This window comes from Arthrobacter sp. Y3221114, from assembly GCF_059092625.1.
The window spans coordinates 85358-105539 of sequence record NZ_JBNHHW010000002.1 but is presented as its reverse complement, the minus strand read 5'-3'; the positions used below and the strand labels follow the sequence as shown (position 1 = coordinate 105539).

Below are 20182 nucleotides of genomic sequence, written 5' to 3'. Positions count from 1 at the left end.
GGTGACGGGCATTACGGGTGCCCGCCGGCGTGTTACGCCTTGCGTTCGTCCTCGGTGTCGCCGTCGGTTTCGCCGTCCCGTTCGCGGGTGATGGCGGTGCTTCCGGCCCGGTCACCGGGCGTCTCCGGAAGGTCAGCGGGGCCCGTGGGATCCGCTGCGGGGTCCGCCGAATCTTCCCGCCCCGGTTCGGCAACCGCCGTCACGTGCTTCGCGCGCTTGACGCTGGCCCGGTCGATCAGCAGGAACAGCAGCGATCCCACCAGGATGCCGCCCAAGGCGAACAGCACGGCCAGGAAGGCGAAAACGGTGCCGCGGGTGAACTCCTCGTTCTCCGGCCCGGTGTAGGCGGACACGGCGGCCAGCACGACGCCCAGCACGGCCCAGACAAAGATGAAGGGCGCAAACTTCGGCGCCCGGCGAACGGTGACGTCGCGGCGGTCCGGCTCGATGGGTCTGCGGTCGCGAGCCGGTTCTTGCTCAGAAGTCATACGTTCCAGCCTACCGGGCGAAGAGCGGCAGCCTGTCCGCCAGTTCGGCCCGCAGCCCGGAGGCCGCCACCTTGCCCTCGGCGACGGCGGCGTCCCACCCGAGCGCGCCCGTCACGAGGGCGAGCCAGGTGGCGGGGTCGGTTTCCACCACATTCGGCGGTGTGCCCCGGGTGTGCCGGGGGCCCTCGATGCACTGGGCGACGCCGAACGGCGGCACTCGCACCTCCACGCTGTTGCCGGGGGCACGCTCGGCCAGTTCTTCCAAGGCGTACCGCACCGCCGTGGCAGTGGTCTTCCGGTCCGTGGCCCCGCCCCGCCACGCACCCACGGCGGCGTTGCCCTCCTGAGCCGGGATCCGGCGTCGTACTCCCATCAAAGGTCCTTCCGCGGCTCAGTCCAGCAGTGCGACCATGGGCGGTGCCAGCCGCAACCGGCCGACGGGCTGGCCGCCGCCCAGCACCGGCTTGACCACGTCCTCCAGCACCGGGCCGACCTTCTCCACGTCGACGGCGCCGCAGGCGGCCAGCAGGGTCAGCGCGATCAGCGACGCGGCACGGCCGCTGCCGTCCAGGATCTTCACCGCCACCGAGACGCCGTGGGGTGTGCCCATCACGATCACGCCCTCGGCGCCGGACTTGGCAACGATCTCCAGTTGATCCATCACCACGGTGTTTTCCTGCCCCCAGCCGTGCACCGCCCACGGGTAGTCCAGCATGGCGGTGGCGATGGTGGCGGCGCGGGCATCGGCGTTCTTGTCCGCCGGCGCCTTCGCCAGCTTCCCGACGGCCCGGGCCAGGCCGCTCAACGACAGCGCGGGTGCCGGGGCGCCGCAGCCGTCGACGGCGATGTGCTCGATCTTTTCCTCGGCGTATTCCTCGATCACTTCCATCACGCGGCGCTGGAGGGGATGGTTCGGTTCCAGGTAGGTGTGGGTGTTCCAGCCGTTCTCCACGCAGGCCCAGAGGAAGGCGGCGTGCTTGCCGGAGCAGTTGAAGGACAGCCGCTGCTGGCCGCGTTCGGTGCGGACCAACCAGCCGCGCGCCTGCTCGTCCTGAGGCCACGCCGGCGGGCAGCGAAGATCGGCCTCGGTCAGGCCGGCGGCCTTGAGCATGCCCTCCACCACGTCCATGTGCTCGAGCGACCCCACGTGGCTGGCGCAGGCCAGGGCCACCTGGTCGCCGCGCAGCGGGACGCCGGACTGCATGGCGGCCAGGGCCTGGAAGGGCTTAAGGGTTGAGCGCGGGAAGATCGGTGCGGCGATGTCGCCGAGTTCGGTCACCACGGTGCCGTCCGCGGCCATGACCACCGCGGAGCCCAGATGGCGGGACTCGATGAAACCGTTGCGTTCAACGACGGCCAGTTCCACGGCGTCCGCGGCTTTGAATGTCTCGGGCATGGACTTAGTTTAGGGGCCGGTGCAACAACTTCGAGGCTCCGCCCCGCGCCCAGTAGGCTAGTTCCTTGTGAAGGTACTTGTGATCGGCCCCGGCGGCCGCGAGCACGCAATAATCCGTTCCCTGCTGGCCGATCCCTTTGTCACCGAGGTGCATGCCGCCCCAGGCAACGCCGGCATCGCGCAGATCGTGCCCACGCACCAGGTAGACGCGAACGACCCGGCGGCGGTGACCGAGCTTGCCCGGCGGCTGGAGTCCGACCTGGTGGTGGTGGGCCCGGAGGCCCCGCTGGCCGCCGGCGTGGCCGACCCGTTGCGCGCGGCCGGGATCCCGGTGTTCGGCCCCAGCAAGGAAGCGGCCAGGCTCGAAGGCTCCAAGGCCTTCGCCAAGCAGGTCATGGCCGCCGCGAACGTGCCCACCGCCATGGCGCATGTGGCCACCAACGCCGAGGAAGCGGCCGAAGCCCTGGATTCGTTCGGGGCCCCCTATGTAGTCAAGGACGACGGGCTGGCGGCCGGCAAGGGCGTGGTGGTGACCGAAGACCGCGATGCCGCCCTGGCACACGCCCAGGCCTGCTTCGACGCCGGCGGTTCCGTGGTCATCGAGGAATTCCTCGACGGCCCGGAAGTCTCCCTGTTTGTGATTTCCGACGGTGAACGCGCCATTCCGCTGGTGCCGGCGCAGGATTTTAAGCGGATCTCCGACGGCGACGAGGGCCCGAACACCGGCGGCATGGGCGCCTACACCCCGCTGACCTGGCTGCCGCCCGGCTTCGTCGACGAGGTCATGGACCGCGTGGCGCTGCCGACCATCCGCGAGATGGCCCACCGCGGCACCCCGTTCGTGGGCGTGCTGTTCTGCGGGCTGGCCGTCACCAGCCGCGGCGTGCGGGTGATCGAATTCAACGCCCGCTTCGGGGACCCGGAAACCCAGGCGGTACTGGCCCGGCTGCGCACTCCGCTGGGCGGGCTGCTGCTGGCCGCCGCCAAGGGGGAACTGGACGACGCCGAACAGTTGGTCTGGTCCAAGCGGTCCGCCGTAACGGTGGTGTTGGCCTCGGAGAATTACCCGGGGACTCCGCGCACCGGGGATCGGATCCGCGGCCTGAAGAAAGCCAACGCCTTGACCGACGTGCACGTGATCCACGCCGGGACCGCCCTGGACGAGAACGGCAAGGTGGTCAGCGCAGGCGGACGGGTGCTCGCCGTCGTCGCGCTGGGTGAAGACCTGGTGGAAGCCCGCGAACGCGCCTACGAAGGCATCGAAGCCATCAGCCTGGAGGGGTCGCAGTACCGCAACGACATTGCCCTGTTGGCCGCCGAGGGCAAGATCAAGGTGCCAGCGTCCGGCACGAACTCCCGGGCCGGCGCACAGAAAGACTGAGGACCGTCAACCATGGCATTTGCCCCCGAAGTACTCGAACTGCCCGGCTGGAAGCACGTCTACTCAGGCAAGGTCCGCGACCTGTACGTCCCGGCCGCCCCGCAGCAGGTGGAGACGGCCAGCGACGACATTGCCGCCGAGGGCCTGTTGGACCGGCGCAACGACACCGTGCTGGTGGTGGCAAGCGACCGGATCAGCGCCTACGACCACGTGCTGTCCAGCGAGATCCCGGACAAGGGCCGGATCCTCACCCAGCTGAGCCTGTGGTGGTTCGAACAGCTCGCCCAGGGGGACAACCCGGTGGCGCACCACGTGGTGTCCACCGAGGTGCCCGACGCCGTGGCCGGCCGGGCCATGGTCTGCAAGAAACTGGACATGTACCCGGTGGAATGCATCGCCCGCGGCTACCTCACCGGGTCGGGCCTGGCCGAGTACCGCCAATCCCGGACCGTGTGCGGGTTGCCCCTGCCCGCCGGCCTGGTGGACGGCTCCCGCCTGGAGCCCGCCATCTTTACACCTTCGGCCAAGGCCGAAGTGGGCGAGCATGACGAGAACATCACCTACGATGCCGTGGTCCAGACCGTCGGCGCGGAGACCGCCGCCCGGCTGCGCGAGAAGACCCTGCAGATCTACACGCGCGCCGAAGAGATCGCACGGGAGCGGGGAATCATCCTCGCGGACACCAAGGTTGAGTTTGGCATTGACCCGACGACGGGGGAGATCACCTTGGGCGACGAGGTGCTGACCCCTGACTCGTCGCGGTTTTGGGACGCGGTAACCTATGAGCCGGGCCAGGCGCAGCCGTCGTTCGACAAGCAGTTCGTGCGCGACTGGCTGACGTCGCCGGCCTCCGGCTGGGACAAAAACTCAAACACCCCGCCGCCGGCCCTGCCGGAGGAGATCGTGCAGAAGACGCGGGCCCGCTACGTCGAGGCCTACGAACGGCTCACCGGCCGGACGTTCGCCTGACCGGCGGCGGCGGCGCCTACGCTTGTTGCTGATGGGGAACGAGGACTCGTTCGTAGATCAGCACCGCGGCGGTGGCGACCGGGACAGCGACGAGAGCGCCGAGGATTCCGCCGAGCGTGGCGCCCGCGATCGCGGCGATAATCACCAAGGCGCCAGGGACCGCAACAGCACGGGCCATCACGCGAGGGGTGAAAACATAAGCCTCGATCTGTGCATAGACCAGCAGGACGAGCCCAACGCCGAGAGCCGTGGCAGGTGAAACCATCAGCGTAAAGAGCGTGATGATGGCATAGGCCGCTATGGTGCCGACCACCGGAATCAAAGCACCCACGAAGGCCAACAGGGCCAGGAACAGCGGGAATGACACGCCAATGAGGCTAAGGACGGTGAACACGAACAGCCCATTGACCAGGGCCAATACCAGTTGGCCTGCGACGTAGCGCCCCACCGTCAGAAAGACTTCATCCGCGAGCTCGGCGGTCCGCTTCCTTCTGGACCGAGGAACAGCCTGGTATGCCTTGTGTAAGGTCGCCGGAAGGGTGGATGTGAAGTACAGACTGAGAATGGTGACCACGATCACCGCCGTCACGCCGTTCACAACCGTGGATCCGATGGACAGCAGGCCGCTGCCGAGCGCAGACAGGTTGCCTGGATCGGAAATGAATGTGACAGCTTGGTCCAGTAGGCCTTCCACATCGACACTCGACCCGACCCAGTCAACGCCGTCCTGAACCCACGGCTGGGCAAGGAAACCGTCGACGATCGACGGGGCTGAGTTGATGAGCAAAAGGATCTGACTGGACAGCGCCGGGACGATGATGAGGAACAGCGCAATCACCGTGGCGATGCTGAGTGCCACGATGCCGAGGACGGCAGCCCACCGGGGAGAACCTTTCGATGTGGCCCAGCGGATAACGGGCTCGAAGGCCAGCGCAATGAAAAATGCCAGCCCTATGTACACCAACACGGACGCCAAGGACATGATGGCGCTCAGCACGGCGGCGCCGGCCCCCACACCGAGGCTGGCAAGGAATGCCCATTTGAAGGGCCTGGTCCGCAGCGCTACCGGCACCACCGGTTGCTTGGGCGGATTTCCCCGCCGCACGCCGGTCCATCCGCGCGAACCGGCGCGGTGGTGGGGGCGCCTCATTGGTTAACCTGCCGACCCGCGCGAAAAGCCATGCGCGAGATCATACCCAAAGATGGCACTGCGCCTGCCGGCACGGGCGACCGTGGTGAACGGGCTTTCCGGCTACCCGTGGCCAGAGGCACGTACGGCTTCCGCCAGCCGGGCCTCCGCTTCGGCGACGGCCGCGGGATAGGCGCCGGCACTGCCGTCGTGAGCGGGACCAAGGGAACGCAGCGCGTCCGCATGTTTCAGGGCACGCAGCATGGCAGCTGTTTCCGGGCGCGAGGCATCCGACATGTCCGGGTAGTCGATGGCCAGCGCCGGATCCAGTTCGTAGGCCAGCCAGCGGGCCCGGAGGGCGTCGTGTTGCGCCGCGGCGCTATGCCAGTCCCGCGTGTCCTGGTAGCGGATGGCGGCCGCGGCAGAACTGCTGATCCGCCATACCGCGGGCGCGGCGCAGCCGGCGGCGAGCAGCAGCCAGAGCGGCACCGCGGCGGGGAAGGCGACCGCGGCGGCGAGTACTACGGCCAGGGCGCAGCACAGCCCGGAGAAGCAGTACCAGAAGGCCGTGTCCGGATCGGGACGGCGGCGCAGGCCGCGTTCAACCGCGTAGGAGGTCAGGAAAACCACGGCGGCAAGCAGGACCGTGGCCACGGCCAGCTGCGCGAACTCTGCGAGAAACATCGACACCCCTGCTGACGGAGTTATCTTCCATTCCAGTACGTGGCGCGGGCAGAGTCAATGGTGGGGGCGCTGCGGCGCCCGGGTCAGGTATTGACGCGGCCGACGACGTCGTCCAGCTGCTTGAAGACCAGGGCCTGCGGCGCCTTGCTCATCAACGTCCGCTGGAGCTTCTGCTTCCATGGCTTCCGCTGCCGTGCCATGCCTGCCATCTTGCGCGAGCGCTCGACGACCTTGGCGGTATGCGGGGCGCGGGCCCGTTCGTAGTTGCGCAGGGCCGTGGTGATGTCCCAGTCGGCGGCCAGCGCGTCGGACAGTGCGACGGCGTCCTCGAGGGCCTGTCCCGCACCTTGGCCCAGGAACGGCAACATGGGGTGCGCGGCGTCGCCCACCAGGGTGGCGTGGCTGCCGGACCAGACGGCCGCGGGTTTCCGGTCGAACAGCTCGTGCGCCATGATGTCCTGGCTCTTGGTGGCGCCGATGACCGCCCGGACGGCCGGGTGCCAGCCCTCGAAGCGCTGCAGGGCCAGGGTGCGCCAGAGGACTTCCTCGTCCTGCGCCAGCGCGTCATTGGGCATGGTGGCGTACCAGTAGATGAGGCCACCGGGCAGCGGGACCATGCCGAAAACTTCCCCGTTGCCCCAGGACTCGCCCCACGGCAGCCAGTCGGGATCGAGATCGCCGATCGGGCAGACCGCGCGCATGGCGGTGATGCCGGAGGCGCGCGGGGCGCCGTCGCCGACCAGGTCGTGGCGGACCAGTGAGCGCAAGCCGTCGGCGCCGATCACCAGGTCGGCGTGCAGGGAGCCGCCGTTGTTCAGCGTGACCGTCCCGCCGTGCGGGTCGCGCCGGAACTTCACCGCCTGCAGCCCGAGGTGCACCGTGTTGACGTAGAGCGAGTCGTTCAGCAGCGTGGTGAGGTCGGAGCGGTGGATGGAACGCAGCGGGTGGCCGTAGCGCTGCCGGAGGTCTTCGCTGCTGAACGTGGACAGCACGTTGCCGAACTGGTCGTGCGAGCTGCCGCCGACGGGGAGGGAGGCCTCTTCAAACGGGTCCAATACGCCGAGGCGCTGCAGGGCGCGCGTCCCGTTGGCCCAGATCGTCAACCCGGTGCCCAGCTGCTGCAGCGTCCCGGCGCGTTCGACCACATGGACTTTCCAGCCGGTTCGTTGCAAGGCCCGCGCAGTGGCGAGCCCGCCGATTCCGGCCCCTACGATGAGCGCCGAGCGCTGCAATGACCCCATGGGACCATACTTCCCGCTTTAGGGCCGGGTTCACAACTTTCCTCCGGTACAAACCGGTTCCGGGAGCGGAAAAGCAAGAACTCCCGCTGCTCCGATGAGCAGCGGGAGTTCTCAGTGATTGGTCGGGGTGACAGGATTTGAACCTGCGACCTCGTCGTCCCGAACGACGCGCGCTACCAAGCTGCGCCACACCCCGATACCGTTGCCCCGCCGTCGTCGTGACGGCCGCGAAAGCAACTGTTCAAGGATAGCGGAGACAGCCCCCAAAGGAGAAATCGACGGCGGCCAGCCGGTGTCAGACCAGTGAGTCCTTCCACGCCGCGTGCAGTTGGGCGAAGCGGCCGTCGCCGGCGATCAGTTCCGCCGGCGAGCCATCCTCGACCACCCGCCCCTCGTGGATGACCAGCACCCGGTCGGCGATCTCGACGGTGGAGAGCCGGTGCGCGATGATCAGCGCCGTGCGGTTGCCCAGCAGCGTCTGCAGGCCCTTTTGGACCTGCCGCTCGCTGGGGATGTCCAGCGACGCGGTGGCTTCGTCCAGGATCAGCACGGCCGGGTCGGCCAGGAACGCGCGCGCGAAGGAGATGAGCTGCCGCTGGCCGGCCGAGACGCGGCCGCCGCGCTTGTTCACGTCGGTGTCGTAACCCTCGGGCAGCGACAGGATGAACTCGTGGGCGCCGACGGCGCGGGCCGCGTCTTCGATCTGTGCGCGGCTGGCCTCCGGGTTGCCCAGGGCGATGTTCTCCGCGACGCTGCCGCTGAACAGGAACGCTTCCTGCGTGACCATCACGACGGCGCGGCGCAGGTCTTCGTTGGACAGCTGCCGCAGCTCGATACCGTCCAGGGTGAGCGATCCGGACGTCAGGTCGTAGAAGCGGGCGATCAGTTTGGCCACGGTGGACTTGCCGGCTCCGGTTTGCCCGACGACGGCGACCGTCTGGCCGGCGGGAATGTCCAGGTTCAGGCTGGGCAGCACCACCCGGCCGTCGCCGTAGCCGAAGACGGCATCACGGAACCGGATCGCGCCGCGGGCGTCCTCGAGCGGAACCGGCCGGGCCGGGGGGACGATGGTCGGCTCTTCTTCCAGCAGCCCGGAGACCTTCTCCAGCGCGGAGGCCGCGGACTGGAAGGAGCTGTAGAACATGGCGATCTGTTCGGTGGGGCGGAAGACCTGCTTGGTGGCCAGCAGCACCGCGACCAGGGTGCCGATGGCAAGGTCGCCGTCGAGCACCCGGAAGCCGCCGATTAGCAGCACCACGGCCACGGTCAGGTTGCCGACGCCGTTCAACACCGGCTGCAGCACGCCGAAGTACTTGATGTTCCTCAGGGTCGCGCCGCGGTAGTCGGCGGCCAGCTCGTTGTAGCGCCGGGAGTTCTCCTGCTCGCGGCGGAAGGCCTTGACCGCCCGGATGCCGGTCATGGTTTCCACAAAGTGCACGATCAACCGGGCGGACACCACCCGGGAGGCCCGGGTGGCCAGCTCGGAGCCCTTTTGGTACCACCGGGTGACGAAGGCAATGGGGATGGCGGCGACCAGGATGATCAGCCCGCTCTTCCAGTCCAGTCCCACGATGCTGACGGCCGTGAAGAGCATGAACATCACGCCGGAGGTCAGCTGGGTGACCCCATTGTCCAGCAGTTCCCGCAGCGCCTCCAGGTCCGAGGTCTGCCGGGAGATGATCCGGCCGGACGTGTAGGTTTCGTGGAACTCCAGGCTCAGCCGCTGGGTGTGCCGGAAGACCCGGACCCGCAGGGCCAGCAGCATGGCCTGGCTGAGCCGGGCGGTGACGTAGATGTAGGCCGCCAGCAGGGATCCGCCGGCAATTGCGATGGCGGCGTAGGCGGCACCGACCAACGCCAGGGGAGTGGCGTCGCCGCCGGTGAAGGCCGGCAGCGCATTGTTGATGCCGAAGGCCACCAGCACCGGACCGGCTGCCCGGGCGGCATTGCTGGCCACCACCAGCACGATCGAGAGCGCGAACAGCCGCTTGTGCGGAGACACAAGTTCGCCGAGCAGGCGCAACGAGCGCCGCCTGACGGCTTTGCGGTCGGCCTGGTCCAGGTTGATGTTGTCTTCGCCGGCGACCCCGGTCATGGAACTCATCGGGCTTCCTTCGCGTCCAGGACGTCTTCGACGGTGGGCTCGGCCGCCAGCGAGGCGATCACGTACCGGTAGTGTGTGCTGCTGCGCAGCAGTTCCGAGTGGCTGCCGAGGGCGGCAATCCGGCCGTCCTGCAGCAACGCCACCCGGTCGGCCAGCGCCACGGTGGAGGGCCGGTGCGCCACGATCACGGTGGTGGTGCCGCGCAGCTCTTCCCGCAGCCGCTGCGTCACCGCTTCTTCGGTCCGCACATCCAGGGCCGAGAGCGGGTCGTCCAGCACCAGCACGGCCGGGCGGGCCGCGATGGCCCGGGCCAGCGCGATCCGCTGCCGCTGCCCGCCGGACAGGCTCAGCCCTTCCTCGCCGATCCGCGTATCCACGCCTTGCGGCAGGTCGTAGGCGAACCGGGCCTGCGCCACCTCGAGCGCCCGGGAGAGCAGTTTTTCTGGATCTTCGCCGTTCGGATGGGCCCCCAGCAGCACGTTGTCCCGGACCGAGGTGGAGAACAGCGTGGAATCCTCGAAGGCCACCGACACATGGCCGCGCAGCTCGGCCAGCGGGAAACGACGGATATCCGTACCGTCCAGGTGCACGGCGCCGGAGGTGACCTCGTACAGCCGGGGGATCAGCTGCAGCAGGGTGCTCTTGCCCGAGCCAGTGACCCCGACCAACGCCAAAGTTTCCCCCGCACGCACGTGCAGGTTCACGCCTTTGAGGACCGGGGGCGCGTCCGCGGCGGCGTCGGGATAGCGGAAGACGACGTCGGACAGGCGCAGTTCCCCGCGCACGGAGCCGGGCGGCGCCGGTACGTCCGGGTCGGTGATGGTGTTCTTCGTATCCATCACGTCGAAGTGCCGGTCCAGGGCGGTCTTCGCCGTCAGGGTCATGCCCATCAGGGAACCGATCGCTTCCACCGGCCCGGCCACCACGGCAGCGGTGGCAAAAAAGGCGACCAGGTCGCCCACGGTCATGTGTCCGCCGGAGACCTGCATGATGCCGATGACCAACGCTGCGCCCAGCACCAGATCGGGCAGCGAAACAACGGTGGCGAGGAACTTGGACAGCGTGCGGGCCTTGGCCAGTTCGGTCTGGCGCAGTTCTTCGGCCTGGCCGTGGAAATTCTCCAAGGCGTACTTGCCGCGGCCGAAGGCCTTGAGCACCCGGATGCCGTGCACCGATTCCTCCACCGTGGTGGCGAGGTCCCCGGCCTGGTCCTGGCTCAGCCGGGAGGAAGCGCCGAACGCGGTGCGGAAGCGGAACCCCTGCCAGACAAGGGGTACGGCGGCGACCAGGAAGATCAGTCCCAGCAGTTGGTTCAACGCGAACATCAGCGCCAGCCCCACAACCACCGTGACGAAGGAGACCACCAGCATGAGCGACCCGAACGCCAGCCACCGGCGGATTAGGCCCAAGTCGGCCATGGCGCGGGAGAGCAGCTGGCCCGAACCCCACCGGTCATGGAAGGCAGCCGGCAGATGCTGCACGTGCCGGTAGAAGCTGGTGCGCATGCCCATCTCCACGTCCGTGGCGGGCGCGATCGCGAACACGCGCCGCAGGTACACCAGGGCGGCCTCGGCCAAACCAAGCACGGCAATGACGACGGCGGGGCCCCAGACTTCCGAGGGGCGGCCGCCGGTATGGATGGTATCCACCAGGCCGCGCAAGACCTGGGGGATGGCCAGCGCCACCAGGCTGGCACCGAGGGCACTGAAGAATCCCAGGATCAGCCGCGGGAGGATGGGCCGGACATAGTGTTTGAGCCGGGCGATCGAGCGCCAGAGGGATAACTCAGTCATGTGGTCGATTCATCGCAGTGGTTCGGAGGCTTCGTGTACCGCAGCAACTATCCTAGCGACCGGTTTGAGGCGCTGGTCACTACCCGGCCCGGCCGGGCCGGCGCGCTGGGAAACCGATGCTTGCTAGTCTGGGCCGAACCATTCACCGACGGGGGAGAGCATGGATCTGACGGACGTGGTGCACGGCTTCGAGCTGGTCCTGTGGATGTCAATGCTCTTTCCGATGCTGCGAGTGGGCGCCTTCCTGCTCTTGGTGCTGCGGAAACCGGCCGGCTGGCTGGTGCTGCTGGTGGAACCGGTTCTGTCCCTGGTTTTGATGGGCGTGGCGGGCGCTTTTAGCCCTGCCGTCCTGGTGCTGCCTGCGGTGGCCGCCTATGGATGGTGGCGGTGGCGCGGGCGGTCAGGGGTCGGAGGGGTTCCGGTCCATCCGGTCCAGCGGCCCGATTGGCTGGCCGCGGCGCTCCTGATGGGGCTGGTCCTGGTCTTCTTCGGTATCGAGGTGCTGCCCATGATGCTGATGTACATGGCCGACCCGGGGGCCATTGCTGAAGCAGTGGTCGTTAGCCTCCTGACCCCGCTGCTGTACCTCGGTCTCGCGCGCGGCGTCATCGAAGCCTGGTGGATCGGCGTCACCCTCTCGCTGATGGGGCTGGCCAGAGGGGCAGCGAACGCAAACCCGCAGGTCCTCTTTGCACTGGACGGCATCGTGTTCACCGTCCTGCTGGGCGTCCTGAGTCTGTACGGCTGGTCCAGGTGGCGCGCGGCGCACGCGGAGACGGCCGCTTCCGCCTAGCAGCGTGCTTCCCTTGGCGTCGGGCGCTCGCGGGCTGCTTCCGCCTGCCTTTGTGTGTTCGCGGCTGCTTACCGCTGTCATTGTGCGTTCGCGGGCTGCTGGCCGCCGTCATGGTGCGTTCGCGGGCTGCTTGCCTTCCATTTGGCAGCGTGGGCGAGCGGGCTGCTGCGGCCGTGATCTGGAGCCCGCCTATACAGATTTCCGGGCCGCTCCCATTGTTTAGGAGCCCGCACGCATTGTTACCCCCATGCACTGCCTCTGGACCGGCACTACTCCTACACAATGGCACCTTTCGATGGCCGTCGAATGTGTGTACGAATAAAATTGTGGTATGGCTCTTGCACCGTTGGACCGCACCGGGGAGATGGGAACATCCTTGGCCCAGGCGTTTGTCCTGCTGCAAGATGTCGCTGACCGCTTCCCCGCAGAGTCTGCATCTTTGTGTACCCGGGATCTGGCCAATACCGTAGCGGCGGTCGAGGACGTTTCGAAGCTGGTGGAGTTCCTGCAGGCCGTCGGCGCCCAGTCCGTGGAACGGGCGGACATCGCCGGCAACGGGGAACACTCCACGGCGCCCGAAACCGGAGCCGAGGCCGAAGCCTGTGCCGGCGCGGTGGGGTCTGGTACTGCCGGGGCCGGCACAGGTGCGGGGGAGTGGGCGGATCCGGCGGCGGCGATCAACGCCGGCGGCGTGGAGGCCGCGAACCCGGACCTGTCCCGATCTAAGCAGGCGCAGCGCCGCCGCAAGACGGAGTTTGCCAACAACGCGGAGTATCTGCGCTCAAGGCTGGGGATCGGCATTGTCGAGGCGCGGCGCAGGCTGCGGGTCGGCAAGGCGATCAGCGCGGCGGCGCGCTTTGACGGGGAACCCGGTGTCCCGGCGCTGCCGGTCTTGGCGGAGGCCATGGCCGGCGGGGAGGTCAGCGGCCGGGCCGCGGCCCTGGTGGTGGATTCCCTGGACCGGGCCCGGCACGCCGGTACCCCGGAGGCGTTGCAGGCGATGGAAGCGGCGCTGGTCCGGCAGGCCGTAGAGGCTGATGCCGATACCCTGGTGATGGTCGCCAGGACGTGGGAAACGGCGGTCGACCAGGACGGTGCCGAGCCGACCGAGGAGGAACTGCGGGCCCGGCAGGGCATGTTCTACCGGGGCCGGCGCCGAGGGCTGCACCAGTTCGTCATCAATACCACCGATGCCCAGTACGAAGCCCTCGCCACCGTGATGAACAGCGCCGCGAACCCGCGGATCCGCCCCGACGCCATCGAAACCGCCGCCAACGGCGGAAGTGAAAGTGACACGGCAGGACCCTCCGGCACCGACACCGGCAGCGCGGCAAACACCGACGCAGGCACTGACGCTGCTGGCCCGGAAATGGCCGCGGCAGAAGATGCTGCGTCTGCAGGGGCTGATGGCCGCGTGGCGGTGGATCCGGCCGTGGTGGAGGCGATGGACGATGCCACCCGGGCGCAGAAGCTGCTCGCCGGCCTGGTCGGGGCCTGCCGGATCGCGCTGAACACCGGCAGGCTTCCGGAGTCCGGCGGGCACCGGACACAGGTGATCGTCACCACCGGGTACGAACAGCTGGCCGGGCTGCTCTCCGGCGGCGGCAACGCGGTCTTCAACGGACCGGTCTCGGCCACCACAGTGCGCCGGATGGCCTGCGACGCCGAGATCATCCCGGCCGTCCTCGGGTCCGAGGGCGAAATCCTGGACCTGGGCAGGTCGCAACGGTTCTTCAACCGCGCCATCCGCCGGGCACTGGTCGCCCGGGACAAGGGCTGTGCCTTCCCGGGGTGCAGCATGCCCGCGTTCTGGACCGAAGCGCACCACATCATCCCGTGGTGGGCCGGAGGCCGCACCACCGTCGATAACGGGGTGTGCCTCTGCCTGCTCCACCACGACCTGATCGAGCAAGGCAACTGGCAGATCAACGTCCTCGACGGCATCCCCTGGTTCACCCCGCCGGACTACATCGACCCCCGCCGCAAACCGCTGCGCAACTCCTACTGGCAAACCTACGTCCCACCCCAACCACTCCAAACGGCACCATGACCAATCCGGCGCGGGTGAACGCGCGGGGAACAGTGGAGGTGCATTTGCGGGTGGACGCGCGGGAACAGTGGAGATGCACTTGCGGGTGGACGCGCACGGGACAGTTGGAACGCATCAGCGGCCTGCAAGTGGCGAGGCACAGCTTTTGTAGGACAAATGGCACCACAGGCTTATGTGCCAGCTGATGGCCCACCGCCAGGGAGCGAGCTTTCAAGCTCTGCTGAGCTAATGGGCCTCCGCCCGGGACGGAGCTTCAGCATTCAGCTGAGCTATCGGCTCTGCCCGGGATAGAGCTTTTGCGCTCAGCTGAGCCCGGGGGCTCCGGCCGGGACTTCGCCGGCCGGAGCCGCCGGCGTCAGCGTCAGCAGCACAGCCTCCGGGCGGCAGGCGAAGCGCACCGGAGCCAGACGGGACGTTCCCAGCCCGGCCGACACATTCAACGGGACGCTACGCCCCTCGTGCTCCCAGTACGTCAGTCCACGGGCGCGCCACGTGGGCAGATCGCAGTTACTGATCAAGGCCCCGTAGCCCGGTATGCAGACCTGGCCACCATGGGTGTGCCCGGCCAGCATCAGGTCGGCATCGTCGGCAGTGAACCGGTCAAGCACCCGCTGGTACGGGGCGTGGGCCACCGCGATCCGCAGGTACGCGGCTTCATCGGCGGTGGTCGAACCGTTGGGGAAACCCGCATAGCGGTCGCGCTGCAGGTGCGGATCGTCCACGCCCGTGAAGTCCAGCCGCACGCGGCCCACCACCAGCGACTGGTGCCGGTTGGTTAAGTCGACCCAGCCGGCGGTGCCGAATGCCGCGTGCATCTCACGCCACGGCAGTTCACGCTCCGCATAGTCCTTGGGCTGCGTGGAGGGACCGGTGAGGTAGGAGAACGGGTTCTTCATCACCGGGGAGTAGTAATCGTTGGAGCCCGGGACGAACACGCCCGGAACGTCCATCAGCGGGGCGAGCGAGTCCAGCAGGGGCTTTACGGCCTGCTGATGGCTGAGGTTATCGCCGGTGTTGACCACGAGATCCGGTTCCAGCGAGGCCAGCTGCCGCAGCCACCTTTGCTTCAGCGTCTGCCCGGGTGTCATGTGGATGTCGGACAGATGCAGGATCTTCAGGGGGCCGCGGCCGACGGGCAGGATGGGCAGCGTTTCTTCGCGGACTTTGAACAGGTTCCGCTCGATAACGGAGCCGTACACCAGCGCGGCCCCGCCCGCGGCAGTGGCCCCAAGGGCCAGGTTGCCTGCGGTCCGGAGCCGTGCTCGCAGCAAGTCAGTGTCCACGGTTAGTCGTCGTCCCCGTTGCCGTTCCCGTTGCCTCCACCGTTTCCGTTTCCGTTTCCATTGCCTCCGCCGTTTCCGTTTCCGTTGCCGGAATCCCCGGAGTCACCGCCCGAATCCCCGCTGCCCTCGTCGCTGCTGTTGCTGGAATTCGAGTTGTTGTTCGACTCGGAGGGTGCCGGTGCCTGCACCGGCCGGGGCGGATACAGCATGTTGCTCGGCGCGGCGCCGAACTCGCCCGTCTTATACAAGCCGGCGACCTTCTCCATGTAATCGGTCCACTGGCCGCCGGCAATGGTCGCACCGTCCACGTAGCTGCGCGTAACGCCGTTGATCGGAATGTTGTTGATGGACTTGTAGGCGTGCGGGTTGCCCACCCAGGAAGCAGTGGAGATGCCCTTCGTGTAGCCCACCGTCCAGGTGTACTCAGACTTGTCGGTGGTGCCGGTCTTGACTGCGGCGGGAACACCAATCGGGTGGATTCCGCCCAGCTGCAGGTTGACCAGGTTTTCCAGCGGGACGCTCACTGCGGCAGCGACTTCTTCCGAGATCGCCCGTTCACAGGACTTCTTCGGCACTTCGTACTCGTTGCCCTGGGCATCCGTGACGGAGGTCAGCGCGATCGGCTTGCAGTACACGCCGCCGTTGGCGAACGCCGCGAACGAAGCCGCCATCGTCATCGGGGAAACGTTGGTCGTGCCGATGATGAAGGACGGGTGCTCAATGCTGATCGGCTCTTTGTCCGTCGCCGTGCGGACGCCGAGGCGGGTTGCCGCATCCTGGATGTCACAGAGGTCCAGCTGCGCGGCCATGGCTGCGGTAGCGGAGTTGATCGACCACGTCAGGCCCTGGCTGGCGGTCATGGTCCGCTCGAAACCGGGCAGCGCATTCTGGAAGTCCCACTCACTGAACCACGCGTCCGGAGGCAGGCAGCTGGCATTCCAGTTGTACTGCGCCGGGTACTCCGTCCGGCGCGCGTCGACCGATGCGTTGAGCGCCTTGCCTGCTTCGAGCCAGGCGACCATGGTGTAGGGCTTCATCGTAGAGCCGGGCTGCCAGCCGTTGCCGCCGCCCATATCCGCGTCGACGTTGTAGTTCAGCTCCGTATTGGCCACGCCGTCTTCGGGGCTGTAGTTCGTGTTCTGGGCCATCATCAGGATGTTGCCGGTGCCGGGCTCAACCGAAACCATGGCCGAGCCGACGCCGGACTCATCGCCCACGGGGACTTCCTGCTCGATCTGCTTCTGGCCTTCCTTCTGGAGGCGGGAGTCGAGCGTGGTCTTGATGGTGAGGCCGCCACGGGCCAGAAGCTTCGCCCGCTCCGTGGAATCTGCGCCGAACGCATCGGACTGCATGATGGTGTGCTGCACGTAGCTGCAGAAGTAGTCGGCGAAGTTCGCCGCGACACAGCCGGAACGCACCGGCTTGAGGTTCAGACCCAGGTCGCTGGCAACGGCTTCGTCGTACTCCTCTTGGGTGATCTTGCCCGCGCTAAGCATGGCGGACAGCACGGTATTGCGCCGCTCCACCGTCGCTTCCGGATTGTTCACCGGATTGAAGTAGTTGGGCGACTGAACCATGCCGGCCAGCATGGCCGACTGCTGGATGTTCAGCTTGGCCGCGGGAACACCGAAAAAGGTCTTCGCCGCAGCTTCAATGCCGTAGACCTGGCCGCTGAACAACACGATGTTCAGGTAGCCCTGCAGGATCTCTTCCTTGCTGAATTCCTTTTCGACGGCGATGGCCAGCTTCGCCTCGCGCAGCTTGTCGCCGATGTCCTTGGTGCCGCTGATGGTCAGCTCTTCGGCGCCCTTGCCTGCGGAAGCACCGGCATCGATCAGCACGTTGTTCACATACTGCATGGTCAGCGTGGACGCGCCCTGCAGGTCCCCGCCGGCCATGTTCGTCACCGCGGCGCGCATGATGCCCTGGGGGTCCACACCGTTGTGCTCGTAGAAACGAACGTCCTCGATGGAGATGATGGCGTCCTGCATGTGCTGGGAGACCTTGTCCAGGGTCACCGGGACGCGGTTTTCGGCGTAGAACGTGGCAATCAGTTTGCCGTCGGCGGAGAGGATCCGCGACGGCTGGGACAGCGGCTGCGTCTGCAGTTCGTCCGGCAATTGGTCGAAGTATTCGATCGATGAGGTGGCCCCGACACCGGCTACGGCTGCGGCCGGAACCAGCAGGCCGGCTGCGAGAACGCCACAGAGCGCACTGATACCCAAGAAGCCAACGATCTTGCCCAGGGTGGTCGCAGTGTCGAAGAAGGGGGATTTGCGAGCGGCCATGGGGTTCAGTTTACAAGCAAGCGCTACCCTTTGAGTTATGACCAAATGGGAATACGCGACAATTCCGCTCATTATCCACGCGACCAAGCAGATTCTGGACCAGTGGGGTGAGGACGGGTGGGAGCTCGTCCAGGTGTTCCCCGGTCCGAACGGAACCAATCCGGTTGCCTATTTGAAGCGGGAGAAGCAGTAGCCATGACGGAAACGACAGAGGCCCGGAAGTCCAACGTCGAAGAGCGGCTGGCCGGTCTGGGCCTGTCCCTGCCGGACGTGGCAGCTCCGGTGGCCGCCTATGTACCGGCGGTTGTCTCCGGGAACTATGTGTACACCTCGGGGCAGCTGCCGTTCGTCAACGGCGAACTTCCGGCGGCCGGCAAGGTGGGCGACGGTGCCGGCCTGGTCAGTGCCGACGAGGCCAAAAACCTGGCCGCTACGGCCGCCGTGAACGCCTTGGCAGCAGTCAAGAGCGTCATCGGGGACCTGGACCGGATCACCCGGGTGGTCAAGGTCGTCGGTTTCGTGGCCTCCGATCCGGGATTCACCGGCCAGCCGGGTGTGATTAACGGCGCCTCCGAGCTGCTGGGGCAGGTCCTCGGCGAGGCCGGCGCCCACGCCCGGTCCGCCGTCGGCGTGGCAGTGCTGCCGCTGGATTCGCCGGTCGAGGTAGAACTGATTGCCGAATTCAGCTAGTCCGCTTCGCGAGGAGCAGCGGCTCTTCCCCGTGGCGCCCGACCAGCTGGGCGCCGCCCACAGCTGGTTCCAACACGGAGAGCGCACGCCGCGGAAGCCCCGGCTGGCGTCGTCCGTGGTCTTGGTGCGGGACGGACCAGCCGGCACGGAGACCTACCTTGGCTACCGGTCGGGGTCCTCTCCGTTGGGAACCGTGGCCTTTCCCGGCGGCAGCGTGGAGGAGAACGACGGCGACCCGGTCACCTGGTACGGTCCCTCGCCGACCAAATGGGCCGAGATGCTCGGGCTGGACGACCACCGCCTGGCCCATGCCCACGTGGTGGCGGCCATCCGCGAGCTGTTCGAGGAAACCGGGGTGTTGCTGGCCGGCCCGGACGAGTCCAGCCTGCCGGAATCCACGTCCGGCGCCGACTGGATGCGGACCCGGGAGGCCGTCTCCGACCAGGAAAAGTCCTTCGGCGAAGCGCTGGGCAAGCGCGGACTCGGCGTCCGCACGGACTTGCTCAAACCCGTGTCCCACTGGCTCAGCCCGGACTTCGCCCACCGACGCTTCGACACGCGCTACTTCGCTGCGGCGCAGCCGGCCAACCAACGGCCGTCCCTGCTGGAAAGCAAGGGCGTGTGGGCATCGTGGCTGCCTGCACAGGAGCTGGTGGCCGGGCGGAACACCACGGCGCTCGGCGATCTGGTGGACCAGCCCGACACCCGTGGGCTGACGTTTAGCGAAGTGACCTCGCCGGCGGTGGAAATCATCGTGGAAAAGATCGCCGGCGCCCGCGGCTGCATTGCCTACCTCTCGCACAAGCGCCCGCAGCGGCTCTACCACCCCGAACTGATCCAGGTTGACGGTGTGCCCATGCTGCAGGTGGCGGCCAACTCCGCCACCGAAGGCGGCGCCGCGCAGCGGGGACGCTGAGCACGCTCCGCCGACACGGACCCGCTCAGCCGCCACGGACCCCGCCACGGGCCCCGCTCCGCCGAATCCGGCCACGCGCGCCGCTCAGCCGGACCCCGCTCCGCCGCGGCGGCCCGGGGTCGGCGTCCCGGATCCATCCTCCCAACCACAACGACGGCGGGGGCCCACCATTGGTGAGCCCCCGCCGTCGTACGTTTCAGCCGAAAATCAGCGCGAACGCTGGCGGAGCCGCTGGATGTCCAGGATGACTACCGCGCGTGCCTCCAGGCGCAGCCAGCCGCGCTGGACGAACTCGGCCAGCGCCTTGTTGACGGTTTCGCGGGAGGCGCCAACCAGCTGGGCCAGCTCTTCCTGCGTCAGTTCGTGGGCCACCAGGATGCCGTCCGTGGCGGGGCGGCCGAAGCGGTCGGCCAGATCCAGCAGCGCCTTGGCCACACGGCCCGGAACGTCGGAGAAGACCAGGTCGGCCAGCGAGTCATTGGTGCGGCGGAGGCGGCGGGCCAGGGCCTGCAGCAGCTGCGCCGATACCTCGGGACGGGTCTCCAGCAGGCCGCGCAGGTTTTCGTTCTTCAACCCCGCGAGGCGGGTTTCGGACACGGCGGTGGCGGAGGTGCTGCGCGGGCTCGGGTCGAAGAGGGCCATCTCGCCGAAGAGCTCGCCCGGGCCGAGGATGGCCACCAGGTTCTCGCGGCCGTCGGCAGCGGTGCGGCCCAGCTTGATCTTGCCGGAGACGATGAAGTAGAGCTGGTCGCCCTGGTCACCTTCGCGGAACACCGATGCGCCGCGGGACAGATCGACCTCGGTCAGCTCGTCGGTCAGCGCGGCGAAAACGTCGTCGTCGAGTGTGGCAAAAAGCGGTGCGCGGCGAAGGATCTCTACGTCCATGAATTCTCCAAGTTAGTACTGTTCGGCTGGGGTTCAAGCTGCCCTCCCGTTGGGGCACTGTTCTCCATTTTGCCGCATGTAAAGCCCCTGTG

General features: G+C 67.6%; 18 protein-coding genes and 1 tRNA gene. 7 read left to right on the top strand and 12 right to left on the bottom strand.

The window, feature by feature from the left end; all coding sequences use genetic code 11:
* Window positions 1–32 precede the first annotated feature (32 nt).
* The 3 genes from AC5RV3_RS04510 to AC5RV3_RS04500 are packed head-to-tail and all read right to left on the bottom strand — an operon-like array spanning window position 33 to window position 1884.
* On the bottom strand, window positions 33–488 hold the full coding sequence (locus tag AC5RV3_RS04510; RefSeq protein WP_494121103.1) for a hypothetical protein: 456 nt from the start codon (window positions 486–488) through the stop codon (window positions 33–35).
* 10 nt (window positions 489–498) lie between these two features.
* Window positions 499–861 (bottom strand): sterol carrier family protein, encoded by a 363-nt coding sequence (locus tag AC5RV3_RS04505; RefSeq protein ID WP_494113680.1) that lies wholly within the window; start codon window positions 859–861, stop codon window positions 499–501.
* Between the two features lie 18 nt (window positions 862–879).
* On the bottom strand, window positions 880–1884 hold the full coding sequence (locus tag AC5RV3_RS04500) for an asparaginase (protein ID WP_494121102.1): 1005 nt from the start codon (window positions 1882–1884) through the stop codon (window positions 880–882).
* 67 nt (window positions 1885–1951) lie between these two features.
* Between AC5RV3_RS04500 and purD the strand changes: the two genes are divergently transcribed.
* Both purD and AC5RV3_RS04490 read left to right on the top strand, forming a co-directional pair.
* On the top strand, window positions 1952–3265 hold the full coding sequence (purD, locus tag AC5RV3_RS04495; RefSeq protein ID WP_494121101.1) for a phosphoribosylamine--glycine ligase: 1314 nt from the start codon (window positions 1952–1954) through the stop codon (window positions 3263–3265).
* A gap of 12 nt (window positions 3266–3277) precedes the next feature.
* Entirely contained in the window at window positions 3278–4234 is a 957-nt protein-coding gene (locus AC5RV3_RS04490; protein WP_494121100.1) for a phosphoribosylaminoimidazolesuccinocarboxamide synthase, read from the top strand.
* A gap of 16 nt (window positions 4235–4250) precedes the next feature.
* Here the strand turns inward: AC5RV3_RS04490 and AC5RV3_RS04485 are convergent, their stop codons facing one another.
* From AC5RV3_RS04485 to AC5RV3_RS04460, 6 genes are all read right to left on the bottom strand, one after another.
* Complete coding sequence (locus tag AC5RV3_RS04485) at window positions 4251–5306, bottom strand: AI-2E family transporter (RefSeq protein ID WP_494121099.1); 1056 nt, start codon at window positions 5304–5306, stop codon at window positions 4251–4253.
* 180 nt (window positions 5307–5486) lie between these two features.
* Complete coding sequence (locus AC5RV3_RS04480) at window positions 5487–6047, bottom strand: hypothetical protein (RefSeq protein WP_494121098.1); 561 nt, start codon at window positions 6045–6047, stop codon at window positions 5487–5489.
* Between the two features lie 83 nt (window positions 6048–6130).
* Window positions 6131–7288, bottom strand: a complete 1158-nt coding sequence (locus tag AC5RV3_RS04475) for an FAD-dependent monooxygenase (RefSeq protein WP_494121097.1) — start codon at window positions 7286–7288, stop codon at window positions 6131–6133.
* Between the two features lie 119 nt (window positions 7289–7407).
* Window positions 7408–7484, bottom strand: a tRNA-Pro gene (locus AC5RV3_RS04470).
* Between the two features lie 99 nt (window positions 7485–7583).
* Window positions 7584–9392, bottom strand: a complete 1809-nt coding sequence (locus AC5RV3_RS04465; RefSeq protein ID WP_494121096.1) for an ABC transporter ATP-binding protein — start codon at window positions 9390–9392, stop codon at window positions 7584–7586.
* Window positions 9389–11185: an ABC transporter ATP-binding protein gene (locus AC5RV3_RS04460; RefSeq protein WP_494121095.1), complete on the bottom strand. Its 1797-nt coding sequence runs from the start codon at window positions 11183–11185 to the stop codon at window positions 9389–9391. The genes AC5RV3_RS04465 and AC5RV3_RS04460 overlap by 4 nt, the downstream gene beginning before the upstream one ends.
* Before the next feature lie 160 nt (window positions 11186–11345).
* Between AC5RV3_RS04460 and AC5RV3_RS04455 the strand changes: the two genes are divergently transcribed.
* A complete protein-coding gene (locus tag AC5RV3_RS04455) occupies window positions 11346–11978 on the top strand; it encodes a hypothetical protein (RefSeq protein WP_494121094.1) in 633 nt (210 codons plus the stop codon).
* A gap of 331 nt (window positions 11979–12309) precedes the next feature.
* Window positions 12310–14028 carry an HNH endonuclease signature motif containing protein gene (locus tag AC5RV3_RS04450; protein ID WP_494121093.1) on the top strand — a complete coding sequence of 573 codons (1719 nt, stop codon included), beginning with the start codon at window positions 12310–12312 and terminating at the stop codon, window positions 14026–14028.
* A 302-nt stretch (window positions 14029–14330) separates the two neighbouring features.
* Here the strand turns inward: AC5RV3_RS04450 and AC5RV3_RS04445 are convergent, their stop codons facing one another.
* On the bottom strand, window positions 14331–15311 hold the full coding sequence (locus AC5RV3_RS04445; protein WP_494121092.1) for a metallophosphoesterase: 981 nt from the start codon (window positions 15309–15311) through the stop codon (window positions 14331–14333).
* A 2-nt stretch (window positions 15312–15313) separates the two neighbouring features.
* Window positions 15314–17599, bottom strand: coding sequence for a transglycosylase domain-containing protein (locus AC5RV3_RS04440; protein WP_494121091.1), 2286 nt, complete (start codon window positions 17597–17599; stop codon window positions 15314–15316).
* Between the two features lie 37 nt (window positions 17600–17636).
* Between AC5RV3_RS04440 and sp36 the strand changes: the two genes are divergently transcribed.
* The 3 genes from sp36 to AC5RV3_RS04425 are packed head-to-tail and all read left to right on the top strand — an operon-like array spanning window position 17637 to window position 19205.
* Window positions 17637–17792: a Sp36 family protein gene (sp36, locus tag AC5RV3_RS04435; protein ID WP_493978079.1), complete on the top strand. Its 156-nt coding sequence runs from the start codon at window positions 17637–17639 to the stop codon at window positions 17790–17792.
* Window positions 17793–17794: 2 nt separating this feature from the next.
* On the top strand, window positions 17795–18289 hold the full coding sequence (locus tag AC5RV3_RS04430) for a RidA family protein (RefSeq protein ID WP_494113804.1): 495 nt from the start codon (window positions 17795–17797) through the stop codon (window positions 18287–18289).
* Complete coding sequence (locus tag AC5RV3_RS04425) at window positions 18273–19205, top strand: NUDIX hydrolase (RefSeq protein WP_494121090.1); 933 nt, start codon at window positions 18273–18275, stop codon at window positions 19203–19205. Before AC5RV3_RS04430 ends, AC5RV3_RS04425 begins: the two co-directional genes overlap by 17 nt.
* Window positions 19206–19412: 207 nt before the next feature.
* Here the strand turns inward: AC5RV3_RS04425 and AC5RV3_RS04420 are convergent, their stop codons facing one another.
* On the bottom strand, window positions 19413–20090 hold the full coding sequence (locus tag AC5RV3_RS04420) for a Crp/Fnr family transcriptional regulator (protein ID WP_493966729.1): 678 nt from the start codon (window positions 20088–20090) through the stop codon (window positions 19413–19415).
* Window positions 20091–20182: the final 92 nt, after the last annotated feature.